The organism is Tundrisphaera macrotermitis (assembly GCF_051175315.1).
Lineage (GTDB): Bacteria > Planctomycetota > Planctomycetia > Isosphaerales > Isosphaeraceae > Tundrisphaera.
This window is the reverse complement of the sequence record NZ_CP195100.1, coordinates 235,437-261,770: the sequence shown is the minus strand read 5'-3', so window position 1 is coordinate 261,770 and position 26,334 is coordinate 235,437. Positions and strand designations below refer to the sequence as shown.

The window sequence follows — 26,334 nt, the reverse complement described above, 5'->3', positions numbered from 1 at the left end:
CCGTCCGAAATTCACCCCTGGGCCGTCGGCAGGCCGGCGGCCTTCCAGGCGGACATCCCGCCGAGCACGTTGGTGACGTCCTCGTAGCCTTCCCGCTTCAGGAACGAGGCGGCGATCGAGGCCCGGTAGCCCGAGCCGCAGACGACCGCCACGCGGCGATCCCGCGGGACCTCGCCCATCCTCTCCTGGAGCTTACCACCGTGGATGTGCAACGCCCCCTCGATGTGCCCGGAGTCCCACTCCGACTCGGTCCGCACATCCAGCACGAACGGTCGGTCGCCACCGGACGCCAGCCGGGGGGCGAGGTCCCGCGCCGAGGTCGTCTCCAGCCGGCCCAGCTCGAAGCCGTGCGTCTCCCAGTCGGCCAGGCCGCCCTCCAGGTAGCCCTGAACGTCGTCGAAGCCGACGCGGAGCAGGTGCGTGACCACCTCGGGCACGTCGGCGGGGTCGTCGGGCACGATCAGGATCGGGCGGTCGTACGGCAGGACCCAGCCGGCCCAGGTCGGCAGGTTGTGGCCCAGCGGGATGTTGATCGAGCCGGGGATGTGGGCGGCGGCGAACGCCTCCTTGGGCCGCACGTCCAGGACCAGGCAGTGCTCGCAGACCCGATCGTGGACCTCTTTCGCCGAGAATCGCTTCCGGCCCGGCAGCTCCGGGCCCAGGACCTTCGGCCCACGGGCGTTGACCTGCTTCATCCGGCGGAAGTAGGGCGGGGCGATCGGCATCCCCTCCAGCAACGCGGAGACCCACTCGGACTCCTCCCTCGGCCGGAACGCCGCACTGAACCGCCGCTCGTAGCCGAGGCTGGAGGCGCCCCGGGAGCCGATCGCCTTGCCGCAGAGCGAGCCGGCCCCGTGGCCGGGGTAGATCTCGGCGAAGTCGGGCAAGGACGGCAGGACGCCGAAGACGCTCTCGTACAGCTGATGGGCCAGCGCCCTGCGGGCCTCCTCGCCCAGGAGGTCGGGCCGGCCCACGTCGCCCACGAACAGGAAGTCGCCCGTGAAGACCAGCCAGGGCGTGTCCCGGCTCCGGGTGTCGTCGTAGAGCGCCCAGGCGACATGCTCGGGGGTATGGCCGGGGGTGGCGATCGCCTTCAGCCGCACGGAGCCCAGCGCGATCTCGTCGCCGTCGCCGACGACCCGATCGGCATAAGCTGGGGTCCACTCCGGCCCGCCCAGGCCGGAGACGACGACCTGCACCTCGTCGCCGAGCCGGGCCTTCAACTCGACCGAGCCGCTCACGAAGTCGGCGTGGACGTGGGTCTCCAGGACGTGCGTGATTCGCAGGCCCTCCCGCCGGGCGATCTCCAGGTACTCGTCCACGTCCCTGGTCGGGTCGATGACCGCGCATCGCCTGGACTTCTCGTCGCCGACCATGTAGCCGTAGATCGCCAGGCCGGGCACGAACCGCTGGTGGAAGAACACGGGGACGCTCCTGTCAGGCCAGGCCCTTGAGGAAGATGAAGGCGGCCACGGCGACCATCGCCGCGGCGAAGAGCTTCTGGAGCCCGGGGCCGCCCAGGCGTCGGCCCGCCAGGGTCCCGAGTTCCACCCCGGCGAGCCCCCCCGCGAGGAACAGGCCCGTCAACGCCGGGGGCAGCGACCGTCCGGCGAGGAGGTAGGACGCCACGCCCGAGGCGCTCACCAGGGCGATGACCAGCAGCGAGGTGGCGACGGCCCGGTGGATGCCGATGCCGGTGACGAGCACCAGGGCCGGGACGATGACGAAGCCGCCGCCGACCCCGAACAGGCCCGACAGCACGCCCGCCGCCAGACCGGAGGCCACCAGCACGGCGAAGCACCGGGAGGTCAGGCGGAGCCGCCCGCCCGGGTCACGCCGGCACGACGGGCCCCGCTCGTCCGGCGTCGGGCCGTAGGATCCCCGGACCGCCCTCGCCTCCTCGGGCCGGCGAGACGCCTGGGCCCACATCCGCGCCGCGACGGCGACCATCAGGGCGGCGAAGAGGACGAAGAGCACGCCCTCGGGCACTCGCCCACCGATCCACGTGCCGGCCGGGGCGCCGAGCATGCCGGCGGCGGCGAACAGGAGCCCGGTGCGGACCTCGACCTCGCCCCGGGCCAGACGCCGCATGCCGCCGACCAGTGCCGTCGCCCCCACGGCGGCCAGCGAGATGCCGACCGCCTCGCGGGGCCGGACCGCCAGGCCGTAGGCCAGCAGGGGCACGGCGAAGATCGACCCGCCCCCGCCGGTCAGGCCCAGCGACGCCCCGACGATGGTGCCGAACAGGAGGCTCGACGCCGCGGCCGCCGCCCCCATCCCCCCGGTTGGGGACGAGACGGCCGCGGACGTCGAGGCCCAGAGGATCAGCGGGCACACGCCGACCCCTCGGGCTCGGCCCGGTTCCAGGGCATCCGGGCGAGCATCAGCCCCATCCCGCAGGTGTCCGTCACCCCGGCGAACACCAGGCCCGCACCGACGAACGCCGCCAGGCCCAGGAACCCCGGATGGACGAACGCCCCCAACGCCGTGCCGAGCACCACCAGCGAACCGGCGGCGATCCGCACCTGCCGCTCCAGCGAGATCGCCCTCCGCTCGCCGCGCACCACCGGCAGCCCGGCCTGCTCCCAGGCCGTCGTGCCCCCCTCGACGCTGACCACGTTGCTGAAGCCGGCGGCGTGGAACTTCTCGGCCGCCTGCCGGCTCCGCCCCCCCGAGCGGCAGATCGTGTAGAGCGGGTCGTCCTTCGAGCCCACGCGCGACCCCATCACGGCCTTCGGATCGAGGTCGGTGAGCGGCACCAGCCGGGCCGGCACGGCATGAAGCTCGTGGTACTCGGCCGGCGTCCTCACGTCGATCAGCTCGATGGCCCGCCCCCGCCGCCGCATCTCCTCAAGCTCTCCCGGCGTGATCGTCCGGATGCTCATCTCCCCCTCCCCCCGGTGACTTGTCGATGGGCCGATGCCGGCCATCCTCATGGCTTGAAGTAGGCGTAGCCGTCCTTCTGCTGCTTGCGGACGACCTCGACGGCCCCCGAGGGGACCGTAGCGACCCCCGGCAGCAGGTCCTCCTTGCGGATCGTTTTCTTCCGCATCGTGTTCTCGCAGGCGACGAACGAGACGCCCTGCCGGATCAGCGCCCCGACCGCCTCGGCGTGGTCGGTGCGGGCCTTCTCCAGCAGGCCGATCCCCGCCGCGTGGCAGACGACCTCGACCTTCGCGCCGGGGTCCTCCTTCAGCAGGTTCGCCACGCTCCGCAGGCCCGCCCCCTGGGCGCCCGACTCGGCGAAGTTGACGTGGACAACGACCTTCAACGGCCCATCCTCGGCACCAGCCGTGGCCACGCCCAGGACAGCGAGGGCCAGGCAAGACACCACCATGCGCTTCATCGGTTGACCGCCTCGCATCGGATGCACGGATGATCTTCGGTCGGATCCGGGGCGGGCACCGCTCCCCCCGTCGGCCGGCCGTGCTACAATGTAACTGGATGACAAATCAACTATATTCCTATTCTGGAATACAGTCAACCATGCCTCTCGACATCCCCGATGATTTCCTCGAACTGATGGCCGAGAAGTTCCGGATGCTGGCCGACCCGACCCGACTGGCGATCCTCCGCAGCCTGATGCCCGGCGAGCGGAACGTCACCCAGGTCGTGGAGCAGACCGGCAGGAACCAGGCCAACGTCTCCAAGCACCTCAAGATGCTCGCGGAATCCGGCCTGGTGGGGCGCCGGAAGGCGGGCTTGCAGGTGTTCTACCGGATCGACGACCCGGTCGTGGAGCGCCTGTGCGAGCTGGTCTGCGGCACGATCGCGCAGGAGGTCCGGGCGGACGTCGCGAAACGGACCAGGATGCTGGGCGAATGGGAATCGCAAGGCTGAGGCCTCCTCGGGGCTTCAGGGCCCGGCCCGGGTGACGGCCCGCGCGGCCTCGGCCCCGACGACCTCCACGCGGGCCCCGTCGGCGAGCCCCGAGGCCGGGTTCTGGACGAGCGCCTCGTCCCCCTCCAGGCCTCCCGAGACCTCGATCCGCCCGCCGAGGTCCCGACGGATCTCGATCGACCGCCACCGGGCCCGGCCGTCCGGCCCGACCACGATCACCCGCGTCCCCTCCGGGCCGCTCAGGACGGCGACCGCCGGCACGGTCAGGGGGGCGAGGATGGCCCGCGCGAACTCGGCCTCGACGAACATGCCGGAGACGAGCGCATGGTCGGCGTTGGGCAGGTCGATCTCGACGCGGAGGGTCCGCGACGCCGGGTCGACGGCGCGGGCCGTCCGCATCACGCGGCCGACGAACTCCCGGCCCGGGAACTCGCGGGCGAGGACCCGCACCTCCTGGCCGGGCTCCACCGAGGCCAGGTGGGCCTGGGGGACGCTCACGACCACGTTCAGGGTCTCGTCCTGGGCGATCCGGAAGAGCGGCTCCTGCCCCGCTCCGTCGGCGACGACGAGCGACCCGGGGTCGAAGCCCCGATCGGTGATCGTCCCGTCGAAAGGCGCGAGGACGCGGAGGAAGGACTTCAAATCCTCCAGGCGACGGATCTCGGCCTTGCGGGCGGCGACGGTCGCCTCCGCCGAGGCCACCGCCGCCACCGCGACCTGATAGCCGGCGCGGGCCTCATCCAGTTCCTGCGACGTCGCCGCCCCCCGATGGGCCAGGGAATCGGCCCGCTTCAGGTTCAGGGCGGCGAGGTCGCGGCGGGCGGCCGCGAGGTCCGCGTCGGCCGCGGCCTGGAGGACGGTGGCACGGACGCGGTCCAGTTCCCCGTCCATCTCGGGGGCCTCGATCTCGGCGAGGAGTTGTCCCGCCTCGACGCGGTCGCCGATGTCCACCAGGACCCGCTTCAGGTATCCCTTCGCCCGGGCGTGGAGCGGGCTCTCCTGGTCGGGCAGGAGGTCCGCCGGCAACCGGAGGCCGAGGGGCTTCGTCCCTCGGATGGACCGGACGACCTTGACGCGGGGCGTCTCGATCCGGGCCCGGGTGGCCAGCGTCGCCTCGGCGAGCGCCCTCTGCTGTGCCTTCCGGGGGGCCATGCCGGCGGCGACGATGCCGGCCGACGCCGCCAGGCCGAGAGCCAGGATCGGCAGGGCGGCCCAGGACCGTCGGCGGCCCGGCCGGGGGGGCGAGGGGCGGTCGTGGCGGCATTCGGGAGAGGCGGAGACGCTCATCTTTCATCCTCCGGTTCGAGTCGGGGCGGCTGGCGCCGCAGGAGGCTATAGGCGACGGGGACGAGGAACAGCGTGGCGATCGTCGCCACCGCGAGGCCGCCGATCACGGCCCGGCCGAGCGGGGCGTTCTGCTCGCCCCCCTCGCCCAGGCCCAGCGACATGGGGAGCATGCCGATGATCATCGCCGAGGCCGTCATGATCACCGGCCGGAGCCGGGTGCGGCCGGCGGCGAGGGCCGCCTCCAGGGCCGTGTCCCCCTCGGCCCTCCGGTCGTTGGCGAAGGTGACCATCAGGATGCTGTTGGCGGTCGCCACGCCGATGCACATGATCGACCCCATCAGCGCCGGGACGCTGATCGTCGTGTGGGTCGCGAAGAGCATCAGGATGATCCCCGCCAGGGCGCCCGGCAGGGCGAACAGGATGATGAACGGGTCGAGCCAGGACTGGAAGTTGACCACCATCAGGAGGTAGACCAGCATGATCGCGAAGGCGAGGCCCGAACCCAGGCCGAGATACGACGAGGCCATGCTCTCGACCTGCCCCCGGACGACGATCTTGGTCCCCTTGGGGAGTTCGGCCCGGATCGGCCCGAGGGCCCGTTCGAGGTCGCCCGAGACGCCGCCGAGGTCGCGGCCCTCGACGTTGGCCAGGACGTCGAAGACCGGCTGGGCGTTGTAGTGGTTGATGACCGCCATCCCCCCGCCTCGGCCGATCGTCGCCAGGTTGGCGAGGAGCTGGGGCTCGCGCCCGCCCCCCGGGCCGACGACCGGGGTGTTGTCCAGGTTGCCGATCGAGTCGACCCGATATTGCGGGGTCTGGACCGCGACCGGGTAGCTGACCCCGTTCTTGGGGTTGAGCCAGAAGTTCGGGGACACCTGCCCGCTGGAGCTGAGCGAGACCAGCAGGCTGCTGGCCACGTCGCGCTGGGTGAGCCCGAAGTGCCGCGCCCGGGTCCGATCGACGTCGATCCGGATCTCGGGGGAATCCACGACCTGGTGCAGTCGGACGTCGACCGCACCGGGGATGAGGCGGAGGGCCGACTCGACCCGGCGGGCGATTTTCAGGTTCGCCACCCGGTCCTGGCCGACGACCTGCACGTCGATGGGGGCCGCCAGCCCGAAGTTGAGGATCTGGCCGACGATGTCCGCCGACTGGAAGAAGACGGTCAATTCGGGGTGGTTGCGGGCCAGCCGCTCGCGAATGCGTCGGACGTACCCCTCGGTCGGGGGATGCCCCTCGTGGAGCGAGATCAGCATTTCCCCGTCGGCGGTCCCCACCGTCGAGGAGTCGCCGAACGTCAGGTTGATGCCGTTGGGCGGGAGCCCGATGTTGCTGAGGACGGTCTTCAGCTCGTGGGGCGGGATGATCTCGCGGACCTCGCGCTCGACCGAGTTGAAATATTCCTCGGTCCTCTCGATCCGGGTCCCGGCCGGGGCGCGGACGTGGAGGCGGATCTGGCCCGCGTCGACCGGGGGGAAGAAGTCCTGGCCGAGCTGCCCGACCAGCCCAAAGGAGGCGACGCAGGCGGCGGCAAAACCGGCCGCGACCAGCGGCCGATGCCCGAGGGCCCAGGCGAGCGCCGATCCGTAGGCCGAGAGAAGTCCGTCGAAGACGCGGTTGAAGGCCCGGTGCACCGCCCGGAACAATCCTCCACCCTTGCCGACCGCCCCATCGGCGTCACGAGACTCGCCCACCTCGGCGGCGAGGAGGTGATTGACCATCGTCGGGACGAGCGTCCGCGACAGGAAGTAGGAGGCCATCATCGCGGAGACCACCGCCAGCGCCATCGGGCCGAACAGCGACCGGGCCGCCCCGGACAGGAAGAAGATGGGCAGGAAGACGATGCAGATGGCCAGCGTGGCGACGAACGCCGGGGTGGCGATCTGCTGGGCCCCGTCCAGGATCGCCCGGCGGAGGGGCTTGCCGAGCTGGAGGTTGCGGTGGATGTTCTCGATCTCGACGGTGGCGTCGTCCACGAGGATGCCCACCGCCAGGGCCAGCCCGCCCAGCGTCATCGTGTTGATCGACTGCCCCAGGGCGGCCAGCACCAGGATGGCCACGCAGATCGACAGCGGGATCGAGATGACGACCACCAGCGTGCTCCGCCAGCTCCCCAGGAACAGGAGGATCATCAGGGCCGTCAGCCCGGCCGCGATCGCCGCCTCGATCACGACGCCCTCGACCGCGGCGCGGACGAACACCGACTGGTCGAAGAGGAAGTCGACCCACAACGAGTCGGGGAGCCCGCCCAGGACCTGCGGCAGGGCCGCCCTGATCCGCGCGACGATGTCCAGGGTCGACGCACCGCCCGCCTTGAGGACCGTCAGCAGGCTCCCGCGACGGCCATCCTTCGAGACCACGTTGGACTGCACGGCGTAGCCGTCGCGCACGTTGGCGACGTCGCGGATCATGAGCGTGGCGTCGCCCACCTTGCGGATCGGCAGGTCGTTCAGCAGCTCGATGGCGTCGGGGCTGCTATTCAACCGGACCAGATAGTCTCGCTCGCCCATCTTGGCGGTGCCGGCCGGCAGGATGAGGTTCTGGGCGTTGATCGCCTCGCTGACGTCGGCCGGCGACAGCCGGTTGGCGTGCAGGGCCTTGAGGTCGAGGTCCACCATGATCTGCCGGGGCTTGCCGCCCAGGGGCGGCGGGACCTGGGCGCCTTGCACCGTGGCGAGCTGGGTCCGGATGAAGTTCTGGCCGAGGTCGAAAAGCTGCTGCTCCGACAGCTCGGCGGAGCTGAGGCCGAGCTGGAGGATCGGAACATTCGAGGCGCTGTAGCGAATGATCAAAGGGGGAGTGATCCCCGGCGGCATCATCTTGAGGATGGTGCCGCTGATCGCGTTGACCTGGGCGACGGCCGCCTCGATCTTCGCCCCGGGGTGGAAGAAGACCTTGATCACGCCGACCCCGGTCAACGACTGGCTCTCGATGTGCTCGATGTCGTTGACCGTCGTGGTCAGCGCCCGCTCGCTGACCACGACGATGCGCGACTCCATGTCCGACGGGGAGGTGCCCGGGTACTGCCAGATGACCGTGACGACCGGGATGTCGATCTCCGGGAAGATGTCGATCGGCATCCGGAGGGCCGCCACGACGCTCATCACGACGATCAGCAAGGCCATCACGACGAAGGTATAGGGCCGCCTCAGGGCCAGCTCGACGATCCACATGATCTTCCCCCCCTCCGATGGCCACGACGCGGGAGCCCCCCGGGCCCTCCACGCCGACGGGCCTGGCGCGGGGCGACGTCGTCGTCCCGATAGGGGAACGATATCGCCCGCCGGGGCCCCGCCCGGCCCGGGTCGTCCGGATGGCCGAATCCATCCTCCGAATGGACGGAGGGCGGCCCGAAGCGGACGGATTCAGGGCCGGCGCAGCCGCTCGGCCAGGAGTGCGGCGCCGGACCGCGACGTCTCCACGCGAGTGCCGGGCTCGTCGCGGAGCACGACCTCGTAGTGGCGGTCGCCGAGGCGTCGCACCTCCGCGACCTCGTCGAAGTTGACGATCGCGTCGCGGGAGATCTGCAGGAAGGGCTCCCCGCCGAGCTGGCGGCCGAGGTGTGCCAGCGGCTCGTGGCCGGGGTAGGCGGCGGACCTCGTGTGAATCCAGGTGCGACGCTTCCGGCGGAGGGCCGCGATGACCTCGCGCCGGGGGATCAGGAGGACGGCCCCGTCGGCCGGGTCGCGGACCCGGATCGTCCGGCGCTCCTCGATCTCCTCTTGGCCCGGCAAGTTCCCTCCCCGTTCCAGAAGCCGATACTCCAGCCGCCGCACCGTCTCCCGGACCTGATCCGGATCGAACGGCTTGAGGAGATAGTCCACCGCCTCTACCCGGAACGCGTCGATGGCATGGCCGGCGTAGCCCGTCACGAAGACGACCAGCGGCGGGCGCGGCAGGCCCAGGAGCTGACCCGCCAGGGCGAGCCCGTCCGGCCCGGCCATCTCGATGTCCAGGAAGGCCGCGTCGGGGGCGGACTCGCGGCAAAGGGCCAGCCCGGAGACCCCGTCCTCGGCCTCCCCCACCACCTCGACCCGGCCGGTCGCCTCCAGGCAGCCACTGAGGTATTGCCGGGCCAGGGGCTCGTCCTCGACCACCACGGCGCGGATCACGACGACGTCCCTCCCCGGGCGAGCGACGAAGGGATGCGGACCTCCGCCAGCGTGCCGCCGCCCTCCCGTCGCCGGATCTCAAGGAGGTACTCCCGCCCGTAGAGCCCGTGCAACCGGCGTCCCAGCAGGGAGACGGCATGCGGCTCGGGGCCCGAGCCGGGCCGGAGCCGCGCGGCGGCCTCGGGGACGAGCCCGACCCCGGTGTCCTCGACGACGACGCGGATCGACCTGCCTTCGGCCCGCGCCGAGATCCTCACAAGCCCCTCTCCCCGGAGCGGCTGGAGGCCATGCCGGACTGCGTTCTCCGCCAGGGGCTGGATCAGGAACGGGGGGACGGGCTCGCCGAGCAGCCCGTCGGGGACGTCGATCTCGATGCGGAGCCGGTCCCCGAATCGCATCGCCTCGATCTCCAGGTAGGCCGCGACGATCGCCATCTCCTCGCGGAGCGGCACGGTGGCCCGGTCGTGCTGCTCGATGCTCCCCCGGAGGAATCGCCCGAGCCGCGCGACGGCGGGCGGGATCGACTCGGGGCGGATGGTGGACAGGGCGGCGATCGAGTTGAGGGCGTTGAACAGGAAGTGCGGGTTCATCCGCGCCTGGAGGGCCCTGACCTCGGACATCGCCGCCGCCCGCGACGACTCCTCCAGGTCGCGGACCTGCTCGAGGACCTTCAGGATGACCGCGACGCCGACCCCGTTGATCACGGCCGTCATCGCCTCCATGCCCAGGGGCAGCGGGGGGCCCGGGATGCGGAGGACTCCGGCCAGGCCGGCCGTCAGCGCGTACCTCAGCAGGGAGATCGTCGCCCCGAGGATGAAGCCGACCCGGCTCCGCAAGGCCCACCCCGGCCGGAGGTCGTGGACCAGGCCCCCGCACAATCCCCCGGCGGCCAGGATCAGCCCGAAGGCGAGGGGCGGCGTCAGCCCCAGGAGTTGCCGCAGCAAGGCCGCACCCAGGCCGACGCCGATGCCGACCAGCGGCCCCGAGAGCAGGCCGGCGGCGCAGGCCGAGACGATCCGGGCGCTCATCTGCACGTGCTGGCTCGCCACGAGTTCCTCGGTCAACGCCATGCCGAGGAACAGCACGAAGCTGGCCAGGTTGCGGCCTCTCGACCGCGGCAGGCGCCCCGGGGGCTGGACCAGATGCGCCCGCGCCATGATGAACGCGATCGTGACCAGGACGCAGACCTGCTCGATCGAGTTGACGGCTAATACCATGACGCCTGGTCTTCAAGCAAGGCGACAACAGGGGCCTTCCCGGGACGGTTTCACCAGCGTCGCGAGTGCTCGCACGCGAATCGAGAAGCCCAGGGAGTTCACACGCACTCACCCGGGTATCATCGCACATCCCGGGGCCCGGGACGATCCTTGAAGCGAGACCGGGAGGCGATGGAGACCGCGGGAGAGTCGGCCGATGGCGAGGCCGCGAGGCGGAGAAATTGCGTGCATAAGGTCTCCCCGACCGCGTCGGCGTCCGGATGGGCCGGTGCCACATCGCAGGCCCATCTTGGAGCCGACGAGTCGGGCCGCCCGGAGGTGTCGAATACCTGGCCTCGCCTCCGCTCGATCGTCGCGGCGATGTCGGTCGCCATCGGGGCTATGCTCGCTCCTCGGGTGACGACAAGGTGCGTGCGTCGCCCGTCCGGACGCCGACGCGTAAGTTGCCCCCTTACGAGGGAAGGGCCGACGTCCATTTTCCTCATTCACGTTCCGGTTGATTGTGTCGTGTCTTCGGGCGGGGCGTAGCATCCAGCAATCAACCGGCATATCTTCTTCCTGACCGTCTGGTAGTAGCACAGGCTCGCCCGCAACGAACCCTCGAGCGTCTTCAAGGTGTCGAACAGCCGATTGTGGGTCGCTCGCCGCCGCAACAGCCTCCAGAACCGCTCGATCACGTTGAGTTGCGGGCTGTAGCTGGGCAGCCGCTTGAACTCCAGGTGCGGATTCTCGGCCAACGCCTCGTCGATCGGCTTGCCCCGATGCCACGGGGCGTTGTCGATGATGATCACCACCCGCCGGTACTTCTCCGCCGGGTAGGCCCTCGCCACATGCCGCAGGTGATCGGCGAACGCCTTCTGCATCCGCCGGGTCTTGCTCAACCCCGTCTCCTGCTTGGCCCGGGCCGGACTCTCCAGGGTGTTGCTGACCAGTTGGCCGGTGACCGTGTTGACCGACGCCGAGACGTAGAGCAGATCCTTGCAGTCCCACGTCCCCACCACCGGGCGATGCCCCTTCACGCCCAGCGTCCGGCACAAGGTCGGCACCATCGGGAAGCGGGCCTCGTCCTGGCTCAGCAGGACGAGCTTTCCTTCGTCCGCCCCTTTTTGAGGGCCGCCAACTCGACCTTGGCCTCGGCCTGCTTGGCCGGGTCGCCCCGGAGGAAGCGGTAGCCGGGCCGGTAGGGGCGAATCTCGTGCTTCCGGCAGAACGCCTGCATGGCCGACTTCTTGACCGAGATGCCCTTGGTCTTGCGGAGGTGATCGGCCAGTTCCTCATGGGTCCAGTTGGCCCGGTCCAGGCCCTGTTTGGCCGGACCGTCGATGACCCATCGCTGGAGCACCGGGGCCAGGTCGTCGGTGAGCCTGGGAGTGGCCCCCTTGGCCTTGCCGGGCACCAGGGCATCAAGGCCGCCTCGGTTGTAGGCGTTGAGCCATCGCTGGAGGGTACGTTGGTTGACGGCGAGGTCCTGGGCGATCTGGGGGTGGGGGCGGCCCCGGGAGGCCATCAAGACGGCCTGGGCCCGGGGCCGGAGCCTCAAGTTGTCGCTGGTGCGGAAGGCTTGTTCGAGGCGGGTCACCTCGTCATCAGTCAGCGTGATGCGAATCATCGGAGGGGTCCAAAACCGCCGAATGCCACTTTCCCACCAGAATAGACAGGATCATCCGGGTTGTGAATCAGACGCTGGAGGCGCCGGAGAGGCGGCAGTCGATGAACATGCAATTATAACCTGGCTACGTCAGTTTGGCGATGAAGACGATATCGACTGTGCCTTGCGAATGTTAGCAGCAGTCAAGGTACTGACCCGGGTCGAAGTTCGCACAACGGTTGCGAGCTTCCTCGAAAGTAATCCCGGGTTTAGAGGCTGCCACGTCTGTCAACTTGGAGGACCACGTGACAGCTCTTCGATTATTACTTACTTTGCACAAGATCTCGCCGATAAATGGGATCTCAAAGTAGTATCGCTCCAGCAAGCTTTGTCGGAAGACGACCGGCCGATAATGTTTGTTGATGACTTTCTCGGAACGGGCAGACAATCTGTGAGCATCGTCAAGCATTGGCTCGACGAGCCTTTCGAGGGACAGCTAGATGAGGATCATGGCCCAAAGTTGACGCCGAAGCAGGCAAATGACTTGAAAACCCGACATCTCGGGTTCGCATTTGTGTACGGAACTGCTGATGGCAAAGACCTTTTGACTAGCAAACTCACCGAATCAGGCTTGAGTTTGAATGTCCACATCCATCAAGACGAAGCAGTCTTGCCAAGAGCGTTCCGTGGATCGTCGGTTCAGTATTCCTCCGACGAAGTAGCTGCTCGATTCGAGGCCCGCTGCAGCGTAATCGGGAGACAATTGTTGGAGAGTCAGCATGTCTCGACCGAGAAGGTCGTTGAGCGTATCTTGGGTTACGGCAACAATTCCTACCTCGTAGTCTTCCCATACAACGTGCCGACCGCAACGCTAACACTCTTGTGGCACGAGGGAAAAGTAGATGGGATAGACTGGATGCCTCTCCTTCCGCGGAGAAAGAAGAGATAGCGATAGCTAATGCGTCGAATCTGCGATTGTCGCATTTTCACGTAATCAGGTCCGGTATTCGATAGCTCGATCGTTTTGGAAGTTTATCAAGAGCGTAACACACATCACTTCGCCCCCTCTCATCCTCAACGAGCGGATCAGACCTTGGCGAGGATACCGGCCCGGATAGCCGCGGGCAGATCGGGCCAGGCAGCGATGACTTCGGCCAGGTCGGAAGTCCGTCCCGAGCCCGCACGCTGTCCTTGCGCTGCCGCGCCGGAGCCAACATGCCTCAAGTCTATATCGTTATTGAACTTGGGAAATCCGACTGGTGAACTTAAAATCTTGCACGCTGCGTCGTAAATCTAAAGTCCAACTTGGACTTGAGCCCTATCCCTCGATTCTGCCGGCCGCTCCGAGCCCGCGTTGTGTACCATTGTATGAGTCGAGGAGTTGCCCGAGTGGCTTGAGGGCGCCCCGGCTCGTCGATGTTCGCGGGAAGGTGAGACGGTCGCAGATAGCAACCTCGATAATTGCGGGTCGTTTCGGCCAAGGCCGTCGGACTCCGCCCGGTTCTTGCGAGGTTCTACCCGGCACGATGCCCTCGGCCCCATCAACCATGCCCCCGCGAACGACCGGACGTCGGGCCCGATACGCCCGGCGGTTGTCTCCCCTGGCCCGGTAATCAAACCGGGTGATACGATAAACGAGGGTCGCTCGCCACGACCCGGGGACGAGACTGTGCTGATCCTGCAAACAAATACCGGGCTCTGGTGAGGCTTCCATCCCGGTCGGGTCGATGGCCACAAGGCTGACAGAGCAGGATCGGACGACATTCGCCGGTGATCGCCAGATCGAAGACGAGCACTCAACCAGACCAATGCCAACCCCGGTCATCGACCCGGGAAAGCCGGCGGTATGCGCCGCCCTGTCGTAGGATGAGAGGGCCAAGACGGTTGGTTTACACGTTCACAACCTGACCGCGCCTGGTCATAACCCTGGCACAGCATCCCACGATTGGCCCGACGAAGATACCCGCCGGGGTGCAAGCGTCTCCCACCAGGGGTGCGCCGACGAGGATGCCGGAGACGACAGCGGCCAAAGCCGATCCCAAGTCCCTGGCGTCCCTCGACAGGAAGGCAATACAGAGTATGGCCAGGCACCCGGCCATCCCATAGGCGAAGCCCGGATCTGGTGGGACGTCGAATGCGGCGAGGAGTGCCCAGACGAAGCACGAGGCCGCCACGGCGACCATCATCCGCCGCACCGTGAACTTGCGGCAAGGCCCCATGATCGCAATCTCCGGGGGACGGAGTGGCAAGCGTGTCTGTACTCCACCTGTGCCAACGATTCGGTCTCGGGCGAGTCGGGTTCGGTGGAGAGCCTTGGCTACGGCGCCTGGCCATGAACTCCCAGGCGTTTCAAGATCCGCTCTTCGGCGACTTTGAAGAGATCCCTGTAAGGATCGCCGCCAGACTGCTCGGCGCAATGAGCAAAGAAAGCGGCGATCGCTCGTGATTCGTCTTCGCTAAACAGCGAGCACCTCTCATGTCTTCGCATGTCAGAGACGATGTGCTCGGGGATCACATCGGCGGTTTCGGCGTCTTCCAAAGATCCCAGCATGAACGCGGGCAGCCAGTAGCGGAAGGCAGGGCCGGTGAAAAAGGAGAGGGCTGCGCAGTGGTGTCGCAGATCTTGAACCCTATGGCCCCGCCAGGTCGTGCCGCGAAAGTAATCGACAATGCCCTCATCTTCTTCGCTGGTCGCTGAAATGTCGTCGAAGCCTTCGCCAGGTCTGGGAGTAGAAGCGAATGCCATCTCGATTTGTTTTCGAAGATCAGCGCAAGCCATGACGAGAGCACCTGTTATTTTTGGCCTCTACTTCGCCCGTAACAGCCTCGGCTCGACGTAACTTCTTAGCCATCGGAGCGAAAATGCCCGATCCTGGCTGGGTAATGACCCGTTACAATTCCGACGACCGTCGGAGGGCCCATCTTACCAGGCATGGAGAGCCGATGCACCCGCCCGGATCGGCGCCAAGAGGCGTCGTCGTCCAATCGATACCCGACGCCGCACAGGCGACATGGCGTCGTCCAATCAGGATATCGATCAATCCACCCGTCGGGTACATCCCATCGCCACTCGGGTGGTCTCCCGTGCGACCAGCCCCGCCCTTTCGCCACTGCCTGTGAACAGCGGGCCAGGCGGATCGGCGGGGCTGGTCGTTGAGCGAGATCGGTTGGCATCCGGCGGAATTCCACCTAACGTCACCGATGACGGATCGCGAAGCCGATGAACGCCGACCCAGCCCTGGACTCGATCGCCATGAATCGCCCGATGATAACCGTGCTCGATCTCGCCCAGGTCCACCCGGCACTCCGGGTCTTCATGGAGCATTACAGCGAGCACGAGTTCGGAGTCCTCGACGGGCTCTGGGAGGTCGGCGGGAGCGTGCCGGGCCGGGAGCCGACGAGATGGCTCGACAAGTACGGCGAGGATGAGCCGGGTCGGTTTGCCGTCGTGCGCGGGCGGGTCATCGCCGATGCCGTCGCGGCCTGGCACTACCTCCTTTATACCGACGAGGAAGTCCTCTGGGCCAGCCTGTGCGAGGCCCTCACGCGGACCAACGCCGATCCGATCCGCGCCGTCGTGGAAGGCCCCTGCGTCGTCTCCGTGACGCTGGCGCGGTCGCACCTCGTCAACGACCTGGGCATGGATGACGCTTCAGCGTGCCGGCACCTCATCGATGGCGCCATCGAGCGAACGAGCGGCCTTTCCGAGCACCGGCGAGAATCGATCGTCGCCGGCATCCAGAAGGCTATCCGGGCCATCGACTCATCCGCCTCGACCGATTGATGACGAGACCAATCCGACGTCCTAGCTCACCCCAGAATCACCCTTGGCACCTGGGAACATAGCCATGAGCATCATCGCCACCGAGACCAACGCCTCAGCCCGCCGTACCGGATCGGTGTCCCCCAGGGCCATGAAGTCCTGGAGCCGGAATGCCGCGAAGGCGAGGGCCGCCAAGGCAGTCAACGACAACGGGTTCCAGGCGTCGATCGAGACTGCCGCCATCGAGCGATATCGTTCTGGCATGGGCGCGTTGAAGGTCGCCAAAAGCATGAACGAAGCCGGATACCGGACCCGGCGTGGTTGCCAGTTCACCGCGATCGGGGTCTGGCGTATCCTGAATCGGTCTGGTGTTTTACGACGCACCGAGACCGAAGAATTGTGACGGCCGTCGCAGCCGGAGCCCGGTAGTCCGGCCTCAAGTCCAAGTTGGACCCGGTCCCTAAGTCATCGCGTAGCGAACCCGATGAGACGCCACCCGGCCGCGCATAACTATCACCGCCGGGTGGCGAAACCAACCAATGCCGCCCGTCACGGCATCCTAACCCCGATCCTCTGCGGTTGCCGCTGGCCCTCCCTCGCCTGGGCCTGCATGGTCGCCATGAGGCGGAGCATCTCCACTTCGTCGGCGCCCAGGCTGGGGACATCGGCCTGCTTGACGTAGTAGCCGATCCGGCTCTTGACGTGGGGCATCCGGGAAAGGAGTTCATCGCGGGCCGCAGCCGCCTCCATCTGGCGAGCCTTGGCCACGTCGACGGTGCTCAGGCCCATTCCGGTCGCCAAGCTCAGCGCCTTGACGCCGAAGCCCTTGCGATCATCGATGAGCTTGTCCAGGCTCGTGAGGAACCGTGCGGCCGGGGTGTTGGCGAGGACTTGCGAGAGGAACTGAGGGTGGTCTTCGCCGATCAGTCGCCCCAACGCCGTCGCCGTCGGCCCGGGTTGGATCGTCGACAGCTTCCGCCCGGTGTGGAGTTGGGTGTCCGTGAGTTGCTCCAGCGGGCCCTTGATGAGCGGGTTCATCATCCCCGCCACCTGGAGCGCGGTGCCGCGCACGTCGGGCAGGCCGCCCTGGAACCGGAACCGGCCGAATGCCTCCTCGATCGGCGTGCCGAACGACGAGAGGAACTGGCGGACGCCGCCTTGCTCGGGCCCGGTCGGGATGGCGCCGGCCGACTTCAGGTAGCCTGGGATGAAGCCCTTGTCGTCCCTGCCTGAGTTCAGGACGCGAAGCTGGGCCGTGGCCTGGCCCGGGGCCCTGACGAGGTTGGAGACCTGGGCCGGCAGATTCTTGCGAGAGAACGTGTAGAACGGGATGACGTTCCGCATCACCTTCTTCTCGAAGTTGGTCAGCGCATCGTAGTCGAAGTGGAGATCCCGGGTCGCCTGCCCGGCGACATCCGAGGCCATGCCCGCCCGCCGGTTGCCCAGCCAGTTCGCCCCCCGGAAGAAGTCCTCAATGTTCGACCCGACCTGTCGCCCCGTGGCGAGGAGCGGGAAGTCCGAGGCGCTTCCCCAGGTTCCCTCCATGCGGAGCGGGCTCGGCGCCGTCCGGGGGTCGCGGAGCCATCGCAGCGTGTCCCCGAACTGGGCCTTGAGCCCGCCGCCGATGAGGGACGTGGCATCCGTGGCGAAGTTGCCGGCCCCGGTCCGGTCGGACCCGAAGGGTGCGGGGGTGATCCGGCCCGGCACGCCCGATTGGAGCTTGGCCGACAAGGCGCTGTCGAGGTCCGATTGCCCGACATGGCCATCGTAGACTTTGCCCGTGGAGAACTGCTTGCGGCGGACCCACTCCCGGGCCGCATCGTCGCCAAGCCCGGCGGGCAGGTCGGGCACGAGCTTTCGAAGCTGATCGGCCGTGGCCGTGCCCCGCATGAGCGCGAACTGTGCGGCGTGGTCCGAGATGTTGGTGCCCCTGAGCACGTTGTTGAGCCCGGCCGAGACGGCGTTGCGGACGTGGCTCGCCGGCCAGATCGGATACACCAAGCTCTTGAACGTCTTCGTCAGGTCGCCGAATAGCCCAGCGGGACCGGCTGCGACCTCGGGCATCGACCATCGGCCGTGACTCTTGATGATCTCGTCATAGAGATCCCGGGGGATGGCGAAGGCATTAACCGCGCTGCGGAGGTTCGGCAACTGGCTCCGAAGCAAAGGATCGACCCGGCCTGCCCCCTGCTTGGCCAGCTTGCGGTACGCCTCGACCATCGCCCCCTGGTGGTCGCCGCCGTGGACCAGGCCATCGCGAGTGACCATGCCCAAGTCATCGAGGAGTTTGCCGACCGGGACCGCGTCCGAAGGCAGTGACCCCGCAGCCCTGGCGTTGTCGCCGATGAAGCCCATGACGGCGTGGGCCGAGCCCATCGTCCTCGCGTGCTGATCGGCGGACCGAGCCACGTCGGCGGCCAGGTGCGGAGAGTAGAGCCCGATCTTGTGCGTCGAGTAATCGGCGCTCATGCCGGACAGCCGGGCCGCCACCTCATCGGCCTTATCGCCGAGTTGCCGGACCAGGGGCCGGGTGATCGCCGTGCCGCTAGCCCTCGCCTCATTGACCATGTCCCGCAGGATTTCGCGACGCATGCCCGGGACGCCGATCAGGCCCGGATCGCCCGCGTGCTTGCGAGCCCAGTCGTTCACCATCTCCGTGCCGCCGGGGATGTTCCGCCACAACTCATCGCGGTGGAAGTTGGCCCCGGTCGCCATCGGGAGCAGGTTCCGGTCGGCCCCCGAGAACGCCGTCCGGCCCGTCGTGGCACCGATGGCGCCGAGGTCGACGCCCTGCCTGGGTGCGTATCGAGCGAAGGCGTCGCCCGCGTCATTCAGAGGCAGGCCGATCCGCTGGGCATCGTTGAGTTGACCAAGCTCGGCGCCGTAGACAGCCGACCCGACCTTGGACGCCTGGGCCTGGGATGCGGGTGTGACGCCTCGGAAGCTGACCCCTTCCGCGTCCTGCCTCGCCGCCCGCAGGAGATCCTCCTCGTTGATGCCTATCTTGAGCCCGTCGTCGATCGCGGCCATCACCTTATAGGTGGCGTCGCGTCCCGCCGTCTTCGCCGCCTCGACGGCCGGGGCACCATACTGGGCCATCGCCTTCTGGGTGGCCCCGCCGACTGCCTCGCGGACGTTGGGATCGAACAGGCCGTTGGCCCAGCGCCCGACCGCCGTCCCGTACTTGAGCTTGTCGCCGAACGTGTCGAGCTTCGACGCCATCCCCAGCGCCATCGGCCCACGACCGATCAGGAGCGACGGGTTGCGGCCGGGGATGCCGATGCCCATTAGGGCGCCGAGCCCCTCGCCTGGGACGATCCTAGCCCCCGCAGCCGCAGCCGCTCGCTCCGCAGCCGGACTGGCGATGCGTCGCCCCTGGTCGACCATGTGGGCGATATCGCCGAGGCCGTGGCCGGCAGCCTGGAGACCGGAATGCGTGGCGTCGAACCCGCGCAGGATGTCGGCCCGTGACCAGCCTCGCAGGGCCCCGGACTTGGACACGGCCCGGCCCGCCGGGGTCAGGGCATTCTTGGCCCCGCCCGTGACATAGGTAAGCGGGTCGGTCAGCATCTCCGCGCCGAGGCCGAGGCCCCACGCTCCCCATCCCTTGCTCGACTTCGACGTCAGGCCGATGGCGTCGGTCAGGTCCCGGCCGCTCGTCTTATCACGGGCGTCGGTGATTTGCAGGGTATCGCTGAACGGGATCAGGTTGCCGAGTTCGCGGAACTTGCCCGAGAGGACGCCCCTCACGGCGCGGCCCGGCTTGTCCAGGGCGTCGAGCCCCACCTGCAGGCCAGAGGCCCCGTATCCTGCCAGCGAAGACATCAACCCATCAGCCTGGGCATCGGGCAAGGGCTGGCGATGGATGGGCCGACGAGGCTTGAACGTGAGCGGGCCGGGGAGGGACGGGCCGAAGGGATCGCCGAAAGACATGGCTGGTCATCCTTATTGCGGGGCAAACTGATCGCAGGTGTCGGCCGGGATCGACGATCGGAGGTGGATGCGTCGTATGGTGTTGGGCTCAAATGTGCGACCGCCCCGGGTGCGGCGACCGCCCTCGTTGAGCCACCGAGCGATCATGGCATAGCTCACGCCCTCGCCTCGCAACCTCGCGATGAGGGGAGCCAAGTCGGCATAGGCGGCCCGGGACGCGGCGCGGATCGCCCGGTGAGAGGCCGATGGGTCGGGCCTGGGCCTTGTGCGGGGAGCGATCATCGGGATTCCCCCACGGGGGCGGGATCGGCTTTGCGGCCGTCGCCGGGGAATCGGAAGATCGCCGTCCGACCCGAGCGGGAAGCGGCCACGGGCCCGGCAGGGCCGGATGCCCGCATGGCCTCGATCCGCCGGAACCACTCCCGGGCCGGGAAGCGTGACTGCAATGCCTGGAGTTCGATGGGGCTAAGGCGGTATCGCATCGCTCGATCTCCGAAGGGGCCCGATTGCCCCACGGAGAAGTACCCAACGCCCATACGTTCGGGCAGAAATGCTGGCGCTGGCCCAGGTCCAACTTGGACCTGGGCCAGCGAACGCTCAACGACACCGGAGGCTTGCTGTCCGCTCGGCTTTGTCGCACAACGGGTTGCGGATTATTTTTCGATAGCCTCACTCGACTCAAAGCCTTTGACGAAGGCTCTGACATCCCAGCATTTCTCGGAGTCGACGCCCAGGCTTCGGCACCACTCGCGGAATCCTTCCCGGGGAGATCGGCTTGGGTCGGGACAGTAGGAGATCGGCGCCAACCCGGTCAACAAGTCTTCGGCGGCGTGCGGTCGCAGTTCCCCCGAGGAGAGATCGAGCGTGCCGTTGAGGCAATTAACAGCAGGGGATTGCGGTCGAACTCCTCGGATTGGGTGGCAATCCCGTCCTCGGAGCGAGCCAAACGGAGAATGACGTTGACCGATGCCTTCGACTCGCAGCGACGGATCGCCTTCTCCATCCGGTAACGCTCGTCCGTGTCGTCGACCGAGGCCACCTCGTCGCGCAGGGACGCCACGAAGTCGAGGGCCAAACGGACGTGCTCCAGATCGTTACATCGGAGCCAACGGCGTCCGTCGTAGATGAACCACTTGGCGGGCTGCGGGGAGTATCGAACCTTGCCCCGGTATCTCTCCGCGAATCGCTCCGCGTTCCTCAAGTCGGTGAAATCGGAGGGCCTCAAAGGCTTGGCCATCGCACCGTTGTCATTGCTCATGCCATTGTCTCCGTTGGGCTTGCGCGGGGACCGAGGGGGGTGGGTCTGTCCGTTCCACTGACCTGGACGCCGGGAGTCGCATCGGGGCGGCCAGCGACCCGCGACGATCTTCATCGCGCCTGCTTCAAACACCGGGAAAACCAATGGTTTCGCCATCCATGATACCCCGGGTCCAACTTGGACTTGGGGCCCGGATCAACCGTGGAGGAACCCGCAGGCGGCGCGGACCGCATCGGCCGAACGGAATCGCGTCTTCGGATTGGCGACCCATCGGACGTACCTGGGATCGGGCTCGCGACCCGGAGCGCCGTTCGCGATCTCAGCCAGGCTGAGCCCCTTGTACTTCCCGTAGGGCATCAGGAATCGACCCGACGAGGAAGGATCGGCGAGGGGGATCAAGCGAGCCCCGCCGCTCTTGCGATCCATCTCCTGATTCTCCTGGGCGGCCCTCCTCTCGAACCCCGGGGCGGGACGGCCATTCATGATCGTTCGCCTTGTCCCGGCGTTCTGTTTTCCCATCTGGCGTTTCGCCTTCGCGTCGCCGCGCGGACGCTTCCTCGACATCGCGGGGTCTCTCCTCTCCGGTGAGGTCCGTGCTCAGATGCCACAGACCTATCAGATAGGTGGTATTCGCCCCGATGCAACGTCGTCTGGTTCGACCGGCTCGAAGGCGCCAGACCCTCCGGGCGCCGACGAGCGGAAGAGGGCTTTGATCCAGGCTCGGAGGCTTGCTCCTCATCTTCCCCGGGTCCGAGCGTCCCTGGCCTTGAATCTCGATTCACCCTGGCGCCCCGACTCATCCGGTCAATCCTCGACTCACCCCGATCCTCGTCTCCTACTCGTCGGGTCAGTCCTCCGGTCTTCAGGTCTCCCCGTCTTCCCCGTCTCTTCCCTCTCGTCGGGTCCTGGCGAGTCCCCGTATTCCGGTCCTAGTCGGCGCTCCCCTCTTCCAGTCTTCGACTGGTGGGCTCCCCTCCGGTCGCCAGGTAGGAATAGGCGCCTTTCCCGTCCCCCCTCCGTAGGTTCCCCCCGCGACCGTCGAATCGACGGTCGTTTATAAAAAATATGCCCGTTATTCCGCTTGCGTGGGATTCCGGGTTGAACCCGTGCGACCCATCGCCACCCCGGAGCCAGACGCAGCACATCGTCGTGCCTGCCAGTTCTTCCGCCACCCGGGCTGACCTGAACAATCTGAGTGCCCGCATCGGGGTGCTGGACCGGGCAAAAGAGATATACACAAGATCCTGGAGCTTGGGCCGGAAAAGGCATAGGAACTCGCCGCGCACATCGGCCGACCGGGTCGAGATCCCGCCTCGGATACCTCGCAGGATCATCGAGCCCCACCAATCTCGGCCCAACTGAAAATTTCTGCCGATCGGTTTGACAGAACGATATACCCACCTAATCAGTGACATGAACCCGGAGAGCCCAGACTCGAAACACCAAGACCCAAACTCGTCTCGCGATTCTCAAAGAGCCCACACCCATGAGCACGACGACCGCCATCCCCACGTTGCCCGATCTCGAACCCGGCTCGCCGCTCGTCATGATCCCCGTCGGCGACGTCCATTGGCCAGAACGCCCCGAGACCGAACGGACCCTCGACACGACCTTCGCCCGGAAGCTCGCGATCTCCATCGAATACGAGGGCTTACATCATCCCATCCAGGTGAAGGCCATCCCTGGGGAGCATGGCCGCTATGAGGGCGTCAGCGGCCGGCACCGGCACTACGCAATCAGCGAAGTTCTCCGCCGCGACGTCATCGAGGCCAAGATCCTCACCGGCTATCGCCTCCAGGTCGCCGAGCAGATCACCATCAGCGAGAACCTGTTTCGCAGCCCGCTGAACAAGGGCCAGGAAGCCCTGGCCATCAAACGGTGGTACGAATTCTTCAAGGCCGCGCAGGACGCCTGCGATGCGCAGGAGGCCCGCTCCTCCTCGGCCGCCCTCGACTCCAAGCCGCCTACCTCCGATCATTCGGGCGAGCCGAAAATCGTGGTCGCTTCGACGCTGCCCCCCAAGCCCACGAACTTCGCCAAGCACGTCGCGGCGAGCACGGGCAAGAGCGAGACGGCGGTGAAGCGCTCGCTGGCCATCGGAAGGGCGTTCACGGAACCCCAACTCGAAGCTTTCGCCGCCCAGGGCACGTCCCAGGTCTGGATGGAGACCATCGCCAGGCTGGAGGACGCCGACGAGCGGGGCATGGCCGTGGACCTCATCGCCCAGGGCCGGGATCCGGCCGCAGCCGTCGCCGCAGCGACCGGGGTCAGCCACATCGAACTCGCCAACGGCAAGACCGTGGACCTCTCCGCCGTCGCGGCCACCGACGCCCTATTCGAGTCCGAGTTGACCGACGACCAGTGGCTCGCCGTCCATTGCTCGACCATCCTCGCCTGCCTCACCGATCCCGCACGCTTCCGCGCCGACGCGATCTTCTACCGCCGCAACATCGACGCCCTATCCGCGTGCCATGCCAAGATCGGCCGGAACGCAATCAGGCAGACCGAACTCATCAGCCTCGGCCACCAGAGCTTCCATGCCAGGATCATGAGGCAGTTCCGCACCGCCCACCCGAAGCATTGGCGCCGATGCGATGCGTGCGAGGGCACCGGGCTCATGAAGTCGGGCGCGATTCGGACGAAGACGCCCTGCCAGGCTTGCTCGGGCGGGGGCTACCTCGTGACCCAGCAGGACCACAAGGCTGGGCGCAAGAAGGCGGCACCCTCCGCCAACTGACCCCAATCCTATGCCGTCGACCGTCTACGGCCGATTCATTGCGATCAACGAAAGGGCGGAGAGATGAAGCGGAAACGATTCAGGAAGGTAGTGAACCTGGAAGGAGGGGCGGGCCGAGGCGGCGAGGAGATGCCTCCATCGCTCGCGAACCTCGTCGAGGAGTTCCAACGGCGGCTCGATACCCAGCGAGATCAAATCCTCGCCGCCCTCCAGGCCGAGCTAAGATCCAGGCCCGCCGCAACCGCGTCGGCTCGCCGTTCCTACAGCGTCGAGGAGGTGGCCGAGATTCTCGACAAGAGCCCCTACACCGTCCGCGAATGGTGCAGGCACGGGCGAATCCACGCCACCAAGCGGCAAGAGAAGCGGGGCGGGGTAGAGTTGTGGAGCATCCCCGCCGAGGAATTTGCCCGCTACCAAGATGAGGGCTTACTGCCCTTGAAGCCCAGCGTGTCCGCGAATTGAGTTGTTGCCAAAGAGAATCGCGAACGCCTCCAACCGACCAATATCAGGACGACCAACCATGAGAAGCGCAGAAAAGCCGTTCGATTCCGAGAGCGCAATTGGCACGATTCAGTGCCTGTCCGGTTCTCCAGGCAAGGACGACAAATGGGTTGTCTTGCGGTCCGCGTGCGACAACATGGGCGTCGATCTCGATACGGAGATCGCGAGGCTGAAGCGATGCTCTGATGTCTGGTCGACGATCATTGATGCTCTGATACTCGGGCCAGATGGCAAGGCGACTGAGGTTCCCATCATCGACATGCGGACGTTCAAGATGTGGCTGGCGACCATCGACGTGGATCAAATCAAGGTGCCCCAACACCGTGCCAAGATCAGGACATTCCAACGCCAGGCAAAGCTGGTCATTCAACGCGAACTTGGGCCGGCTCCCGACGAGGAAACCGGCCGGATGCGATGGGGTTACTAGACGGTGGTGATAGCAAGACGAGAGCAAGTTCACCTGATTAGGAGGGGCCGGGTCCAAGTTGGACTTCGGCCCTTTCCCATGCGCCGGGCGTGCCGCAAATGTTTTTAGAATCACGCCTTGGGCTGGAACAGCCCTTGAATGGCATGGGCCTGTTTCTGGGGAAGCAGGTGCCGATAACGCCGCTCCATGTCCTCGGTATGGTGGCCCAGGATCTCGTTGATGATCCGCTGGTCGACTCCGGCCGACGCCATGTTCGACGCCAGCGAGTGCCGGAACGTGTGCCAGCCGTGGAGAACCGACCACTTGCCTCCCCTCATCAGGCGTCGGAAATAGCCGGTCGAGATGCGTGGGTCGATCGGGCAACCCTGCTCGTCGGCGATCGTCCAACGCCCGCCTGGGTGGACGGCGAACCAGTCGCGCATGATCGTAGCTAAGTCGGGATGGATCGGCACCATCCTTCTGGTGAACGACTTCGACTTGTCCGATTTCTTCTGGCGGATCGCCACGAACCCCGAGCCCAGGTCCCAATCATCCCGCTCTGACCGAAGCATTTCAGACCGCCTGGCGCCGACGTATGCGGCAAAGGCCACCAGCGGCACCAGGAACGGCCGGGTGGCGTGCTCGCGGCACCACTCCAGGCACTCCACGGTCTGGGCCTGGTCCAGCCACAAGCACTCCCAGAGTTTGTCCGCCTCGTCCTCCGAGAGCTTGTCACGCTCGATCTTGCGGGTGATCTGGTCCCAGGTCTGGAACGGGGACTTCTCGTGCGCCTTCGGGAGTGTCAGTTGTTTCGCGTGCCATGTGGGCGCTGATTCGACATGCTTCCGGTTGTGGGCCCACCCCCACACGGCGCGGAGCGTCGTCAACTCCTTGAGGATCGTATCTCGGACGACCCCCTCCTTGACCCGTTCGTTGACGTACCACTGGATTGAGTCGACCGAGAGCGAGCCCAACTCGGACGAGGCCCCGAACAGGCGGACGAAATGCCGGCCGTGGAGCGCCTCGGTGTAGATCGAGGTTGCTTCCTTGCTACCGACGGTCAGAGTGTCTGCGTAGACCTCGAAGATTTCGGCGATCGTGGCAACTTTGGTTTCAACCCTAGCCTCGCTCGAAACGAGTAGGGCCGGTTTGCTAACCTTGCCGCCCGACATGATGAATGCAAGCACGTCCGCACTGGCCGGGACTTCGACCCGCCCGCGCTCCATGTCTTCGATTGTCGACTCGATCAATGCCCGGTGGCGGTCGGCGTGCCGCTCGGACTCCATCGCGACCGTCTTGTTGTACTGCTTGCGGCCGTACCGGAAGAAGAATCGAGCCTTGCCCGTCTTGGAATTATAATCGAAGGACGCCATCGGGATCGGGTCTCCAGGGGAAGCGTTCCGCCTCCATCCTAGGTCCCCGTCAATGCCATGCCGTTTCAGATTCGTTTCAGGCCCGTCGATGGGTAACAGAAAAGGGAGCCACGCCTTTCGACGTAACTCCCTTTGAGTCAGACAGTTCGGGGAGAAAGCGGGTAGCGGGAATCGAACCCGCATGTCTAGCTTGGGAAGCTAGCGCTCTACCACTGAGCTATACCCGCAAGGTTATCCTCGAAGGATGACTTCCTGATGGGGAATGACTATATCGAATTTGATGCGGCTTGCCAATCCCGTTTTTGCTCTCTCCAAAAAA

Annotated in this window: 22 protein-coding genes, 1 tRNA gene and 1 pseudogene; 7 read left to right on the top strand and 17 right to left on the bottom strand. The window is 66.8% G+C overall.

All coding sequences use genetic code 11. The annotated features are described in order from the left end of the window. Positions 1 to 11: 11 nt before the first annotated feature. From TA3x_RS01080 to TA3x_RS01065, 4 genes are read right to left on the bottom strand one after another with little or no spacing between them, the layout of a single operon-like run. Positions 12 to 1,424 carry an MBL fold metallo-hydrolase gene (locus TA3x_RS01080; protein ID WP_435018261.1) on the bottom strand — a complete coding sequence of 471 codons (1,413 nt, stop codon included), beginning with the start codon at positions 1,422 to 1,424 and terminating at the stop codon, positions 12 to 14. Between the two features lie 13 nt (positions 1,425 to 1,437). Then, on the bottom strand, positions 1,438 to 2,337 hold the full coding sequence (locus TA3x_RS01075; RefSeq protein WP_435018260.1) for a sulfite exporter TauE/SafE family protein: 900 nt from the start codon (positions 2,335 to 2,337) through the stop codon (positions 1,438 to 1,440). Beyond that, positions 2,325 to 2,885 carry a rhodanese-like domain-containing protein gene (locus TA3x_RS01070; protein WP_435018259.1) on the bottom strand — a complete coding sequence of 187 codons (561 nt, stop codon included), beginning with the start codon at positions 2,883 to 2,885 and terminating at the stop codon, positions 2,325 to 2,327. Before TA3x_RS01070 ends, TA3x_RS01075 begins: the two co-directional genes overlap by 13 nt. A 47-nt stretch (positions 2,886 to 2,932) precedes the next feature. Then, on the bottom strand, positions 2,933 to 3,346 hold the full coding sequence (locus tag TA3x_RS01065) for a DsrE family protein (protein ID WP_435018258.1): 414 nt from the start codon (positions 3,344 to 3,346) through the stop codon (positions 2,933 to 2,935). 140 nt (positions 3,347 to 3,486) lie between these two features. On the opposite strand from TA3x_RS01065, the gene TA3x_RS01060 reads away from it, so the two are divergent. Then, entirely contained in the window at positions 3,487 to 3,840 is a 354-nt protein-coding gene (locus TA3x_RS01060) for an ArsR/SmtB family transcription factor (protein ID WP_435018257.1), read from the top strand. A 15-nt stretch (positions 3,841 to 3,855) separates the two neighbouring features. On the opposite strand, the gene TA3x_RS01055 is transcribed toward TA3x_RS01060, so the two are convergent. The 6 genes from TA3x_RS01055 to TA3x_RS01030 all read right to left on the bottom strand — a co-directional run bounded on the left by TA3x_RS01055 (position 3,856) and on the right by TA3x_RS01030 (position 12,065). Next, the gene (locus TA3x_RS01055; protein WP_435018256.1) at positions 3,856 to 5,127 is read right to left on the bottom strand and encodes an efflux RND transporter periplasmic adaptor subunit; all 1,272 of its coding nucleotides are present in this window, start codon (positions 5,125 to 5,127) and stop codon (positions 3,856 to 3,858) included. Beyond that, positions 5,124 to 8,300 carry an efflux RND transporter permease subunit gene (locus tag TA3x_RS01050; RefSeq protein WP_435018255.1) on the bottom strand — a complete coding sequence of 1,059 codons (3,177 nt, stop codon included), beginning with the start codon at positions 8,298 to 8,300 and terminating at the stop codon, positions 5,124 to 5,126. Before TA3x_RS01050 ends, TA3x_RS01055 begins: the two co-directional genes overlap by 4 nt. Before the next feature lie 192 nt (positions 8,301 to 8,492). Further along, positions 8,493 to 9,239 (bottom strand): LytR/AlgR family response regulator transcription factor, encoded by a 747-nt coding sequence (locus tag TA3x_RS01045; RefSeq protein ID WP_435018254.1) that lies wholly within the window; start codon positions 9,237 to 9,239, stop codon positions 8,493 to 8,495. Continuing rightward, positions 9,236 to 10,456: a sensor histidine kinase gene (locus TA3x_RS01040; protein WP_435018253.1), complete on the bottom strand. Its 1,221-nt coding sequence runs from the start codon at positions 10,454 to 10,456 to the stop codon at positions 9,236 to 9,238. The genes TA3x_RS01045 and TA3x_RS01040 overlap by 4 nt, the downstream gene beginning before the upstream one ends. A 485-nt stretch (positions 10,457 to 10,941) precedes the next feature. Beyond that, positions 10,942 to 11,505, bottom strand: coding sequence for a transposase (locus tag TA3x_RS01035; protein ID WP_435018252.1), 564 nt, complete (start codon positions 11,503 to 11,505; stop codon positions 10,942 to 10,944). Between the two features lie 23 nt (positions 11,506 to 11,528). Next, positions 11,529 to 12,065, bottom strand: a complete 537-nt coding sequence (locus TA3x_RS01030; protein ID WP_435018251.1) for a helix-turn-helix domain-containing protein — start codon at positions 12,063 to 12,065, stop codon at positions 11,529 to 11,531. Between the two features lie 22 nt (positions 12,066 to 12,087). On the opposite strand from TA3x_RS01030, the gene TA3x_RS01025 reads away from it, so the two are divergent. Next, on the top strand, positions 12,088 to 12,993 hold the full coding sequence (locus TA3x_RS01025; protein ID WP_435018250.1) for a phosphoribosyltransferase-like protein: 906 nt from the start codon (positions 12,088 to 12,090) through the stop codon (positions 12,991 to 12,993). 1,368 nt (positions 12,994 to 14,361) lie between these two features. On the opposite strand, the gene TA3x_RS01020 is transcribed toward TA3x_RS01025, so the two are convergent. Beyond that, positions 14,362 to 14,823 carry a DUF6714 family protein gene (locus TA3x_RS01020; RefSeq protein ID WP_435018249.1) on the bottom strand — a complete coding sequence of 154 codons (462 nt, stop codon included), beginning with the start codon at positions 14,821 to 14,823 and terminating at the stop codon, positions 14,362 to 14,364. A gap of 441 nt (positions 14,824 to 15,264) precedes the next feature. Between TA3x_RS01020 and TA3x_RS01015 the strand changes: the two genes are divergently transcribed. Together TA3x_RS01015 and TA3x_RS01010 are read left to right on the top strand one after the other, a co-directional pair. Next, positions 15,265 to 15,828: a hypothetical protein gene (locus TA3x_RS01015; RefSeq protein ID WP_435018248.1), complete on the top strand. Its 564-nt coding sequence runs from the start codon at positions 15,265 to 15,267 to the stop codon at positions 15,826 to 15,828. Between the two features lie 64 nt (positions 15,829 to 15,892). Continuing rightward, positions 15,893 to 16,210: a hypothetical protein gene (locus TA3x_RS01010; RefSeq protein ID WP_435018247.1), complete on the top strand. Its 318-nt coding sequence runs from the start codon at positions 15,893 to 15,895 to the stop codon at positions 16,208 to 16,210. Between the two features lie 146 nt (positions 16,211 to 16,356). Here the strand turns inward: TA3x_RS01010 and TA3x_RS01005 are convergent, their stop codons facing one another. The 4 genes and pseudogenes from TA3x_RS01005 to TA3x_RS00990 form a co-directional block, all read right to left on the bottom strand. Further along, positions 16,357 to 19,632 (bottom strand): hypothetical protein, encoded by a 3,276-nt coding sequence (locus TA3x_RS01005; RefSeq protein WP_435018246.1) that lies wholly within the window; start codon positions 19,630 to 19,632, stop codon positions 16,357 to 16,359. 120 nt (positions 19,633 to 19,752) lie between these two features. Further along, the gene (locus TA3x_RS01000; RefSeq protein ID WP_435018245.1) at positions 19,753 to 20,022 is read right to left on the bottom strand and encodes a recombinase family protein; all 270 of its coding nucleotides are present in this window, start codon (positions 20,020 to 20,022) and stop codon (positions 19,753 to 19,755) included. A gap of 371 nt (positions 20,023 to 20,393) precedes the next feature. Further along, positions 20,394 to 20,977, bottom strand: a pseudogene (locus tag TA3x_RS00995) (hypothetical protein). 216 nt (positions 20,978 to 21,193) lie between these two features. Then, positions 21,194 to 21,481, bottom strand: a complete 288-nt coding sequence (locus tag TA3x_RS00990) for a hypothetical protein (RefSeq protein WP_435018244.1) — start codon at positions 21,479 to 21,481, stop codon at positions 21,194 to 21,196. 1,003 nt (positions 21,482 to 22,484) lie between these two features. Here TA3x_RS00990 and TA3x_RS00985 point away from each other — a divergent pair. From TA3x_RS00985 to TA3x_RS00975, 3 genes are all read left to right on the top strand, one after another. After that, complete coding sequence (locus TA3x_RS00985; RefSeq protein ID WP_435018243.1) at positions 22,485 to 23,735, top strand: ParB N-terminal domain-containing protein; 1,251 nt, start codon at positions 22,485 to 22,487, stop codon at positions 23,733 to 23,735. A 63-nt stretch (positions 23,736 to 23,798) separates the two neighbouring features. After that, complete coding sequence (locus TA3x_RS00980) at positions 23,799 to 24,197, top strand: helix-turn-helix domain-containing protein (protein ID WP_435018242.1); 399 nt, start codon at positions 23,799 to 23,801, stop codon at positions 24,195 to 24,197. Between the two features lie 58 nt (positions 24,198 to 24,255). Further along, a complete protein-coding gene (locus TA3x_RS00975; RefSeq protein ID WP_435018241.1) occupies positions 24,256 to 24,663 on the top strand; it encodes a phage antirepressor N-terminal domain-containing protein in 408 nt (135 codons plus the stop codon). Between the two features lie 110 nt (positions 24,664 to 24,773). Here the strand turns inward: TA3x_RS00975 and TA3x_RS00970 are convergent, their stop codons facing one another. After that, a complete protein-coding gene (locus TA3x_RS00970) occupies positions 24,774 to 26,015 on the bottom strand; it encodes a tyrosine-type recombinase/integrase (protein WP_435018240.1) in 1,242 nt (413 codons plus the stop codon). Positions 26,016 to 26,171: 156 nt separating this feature from the next. Continuing rightward, positions 26,172 to 26,242, bottom strand: a tRNA-Gly gene (locus TA3x_RS00965). Positions 26,243 to 26,334 lie beyond the last annotated feature (92 nt).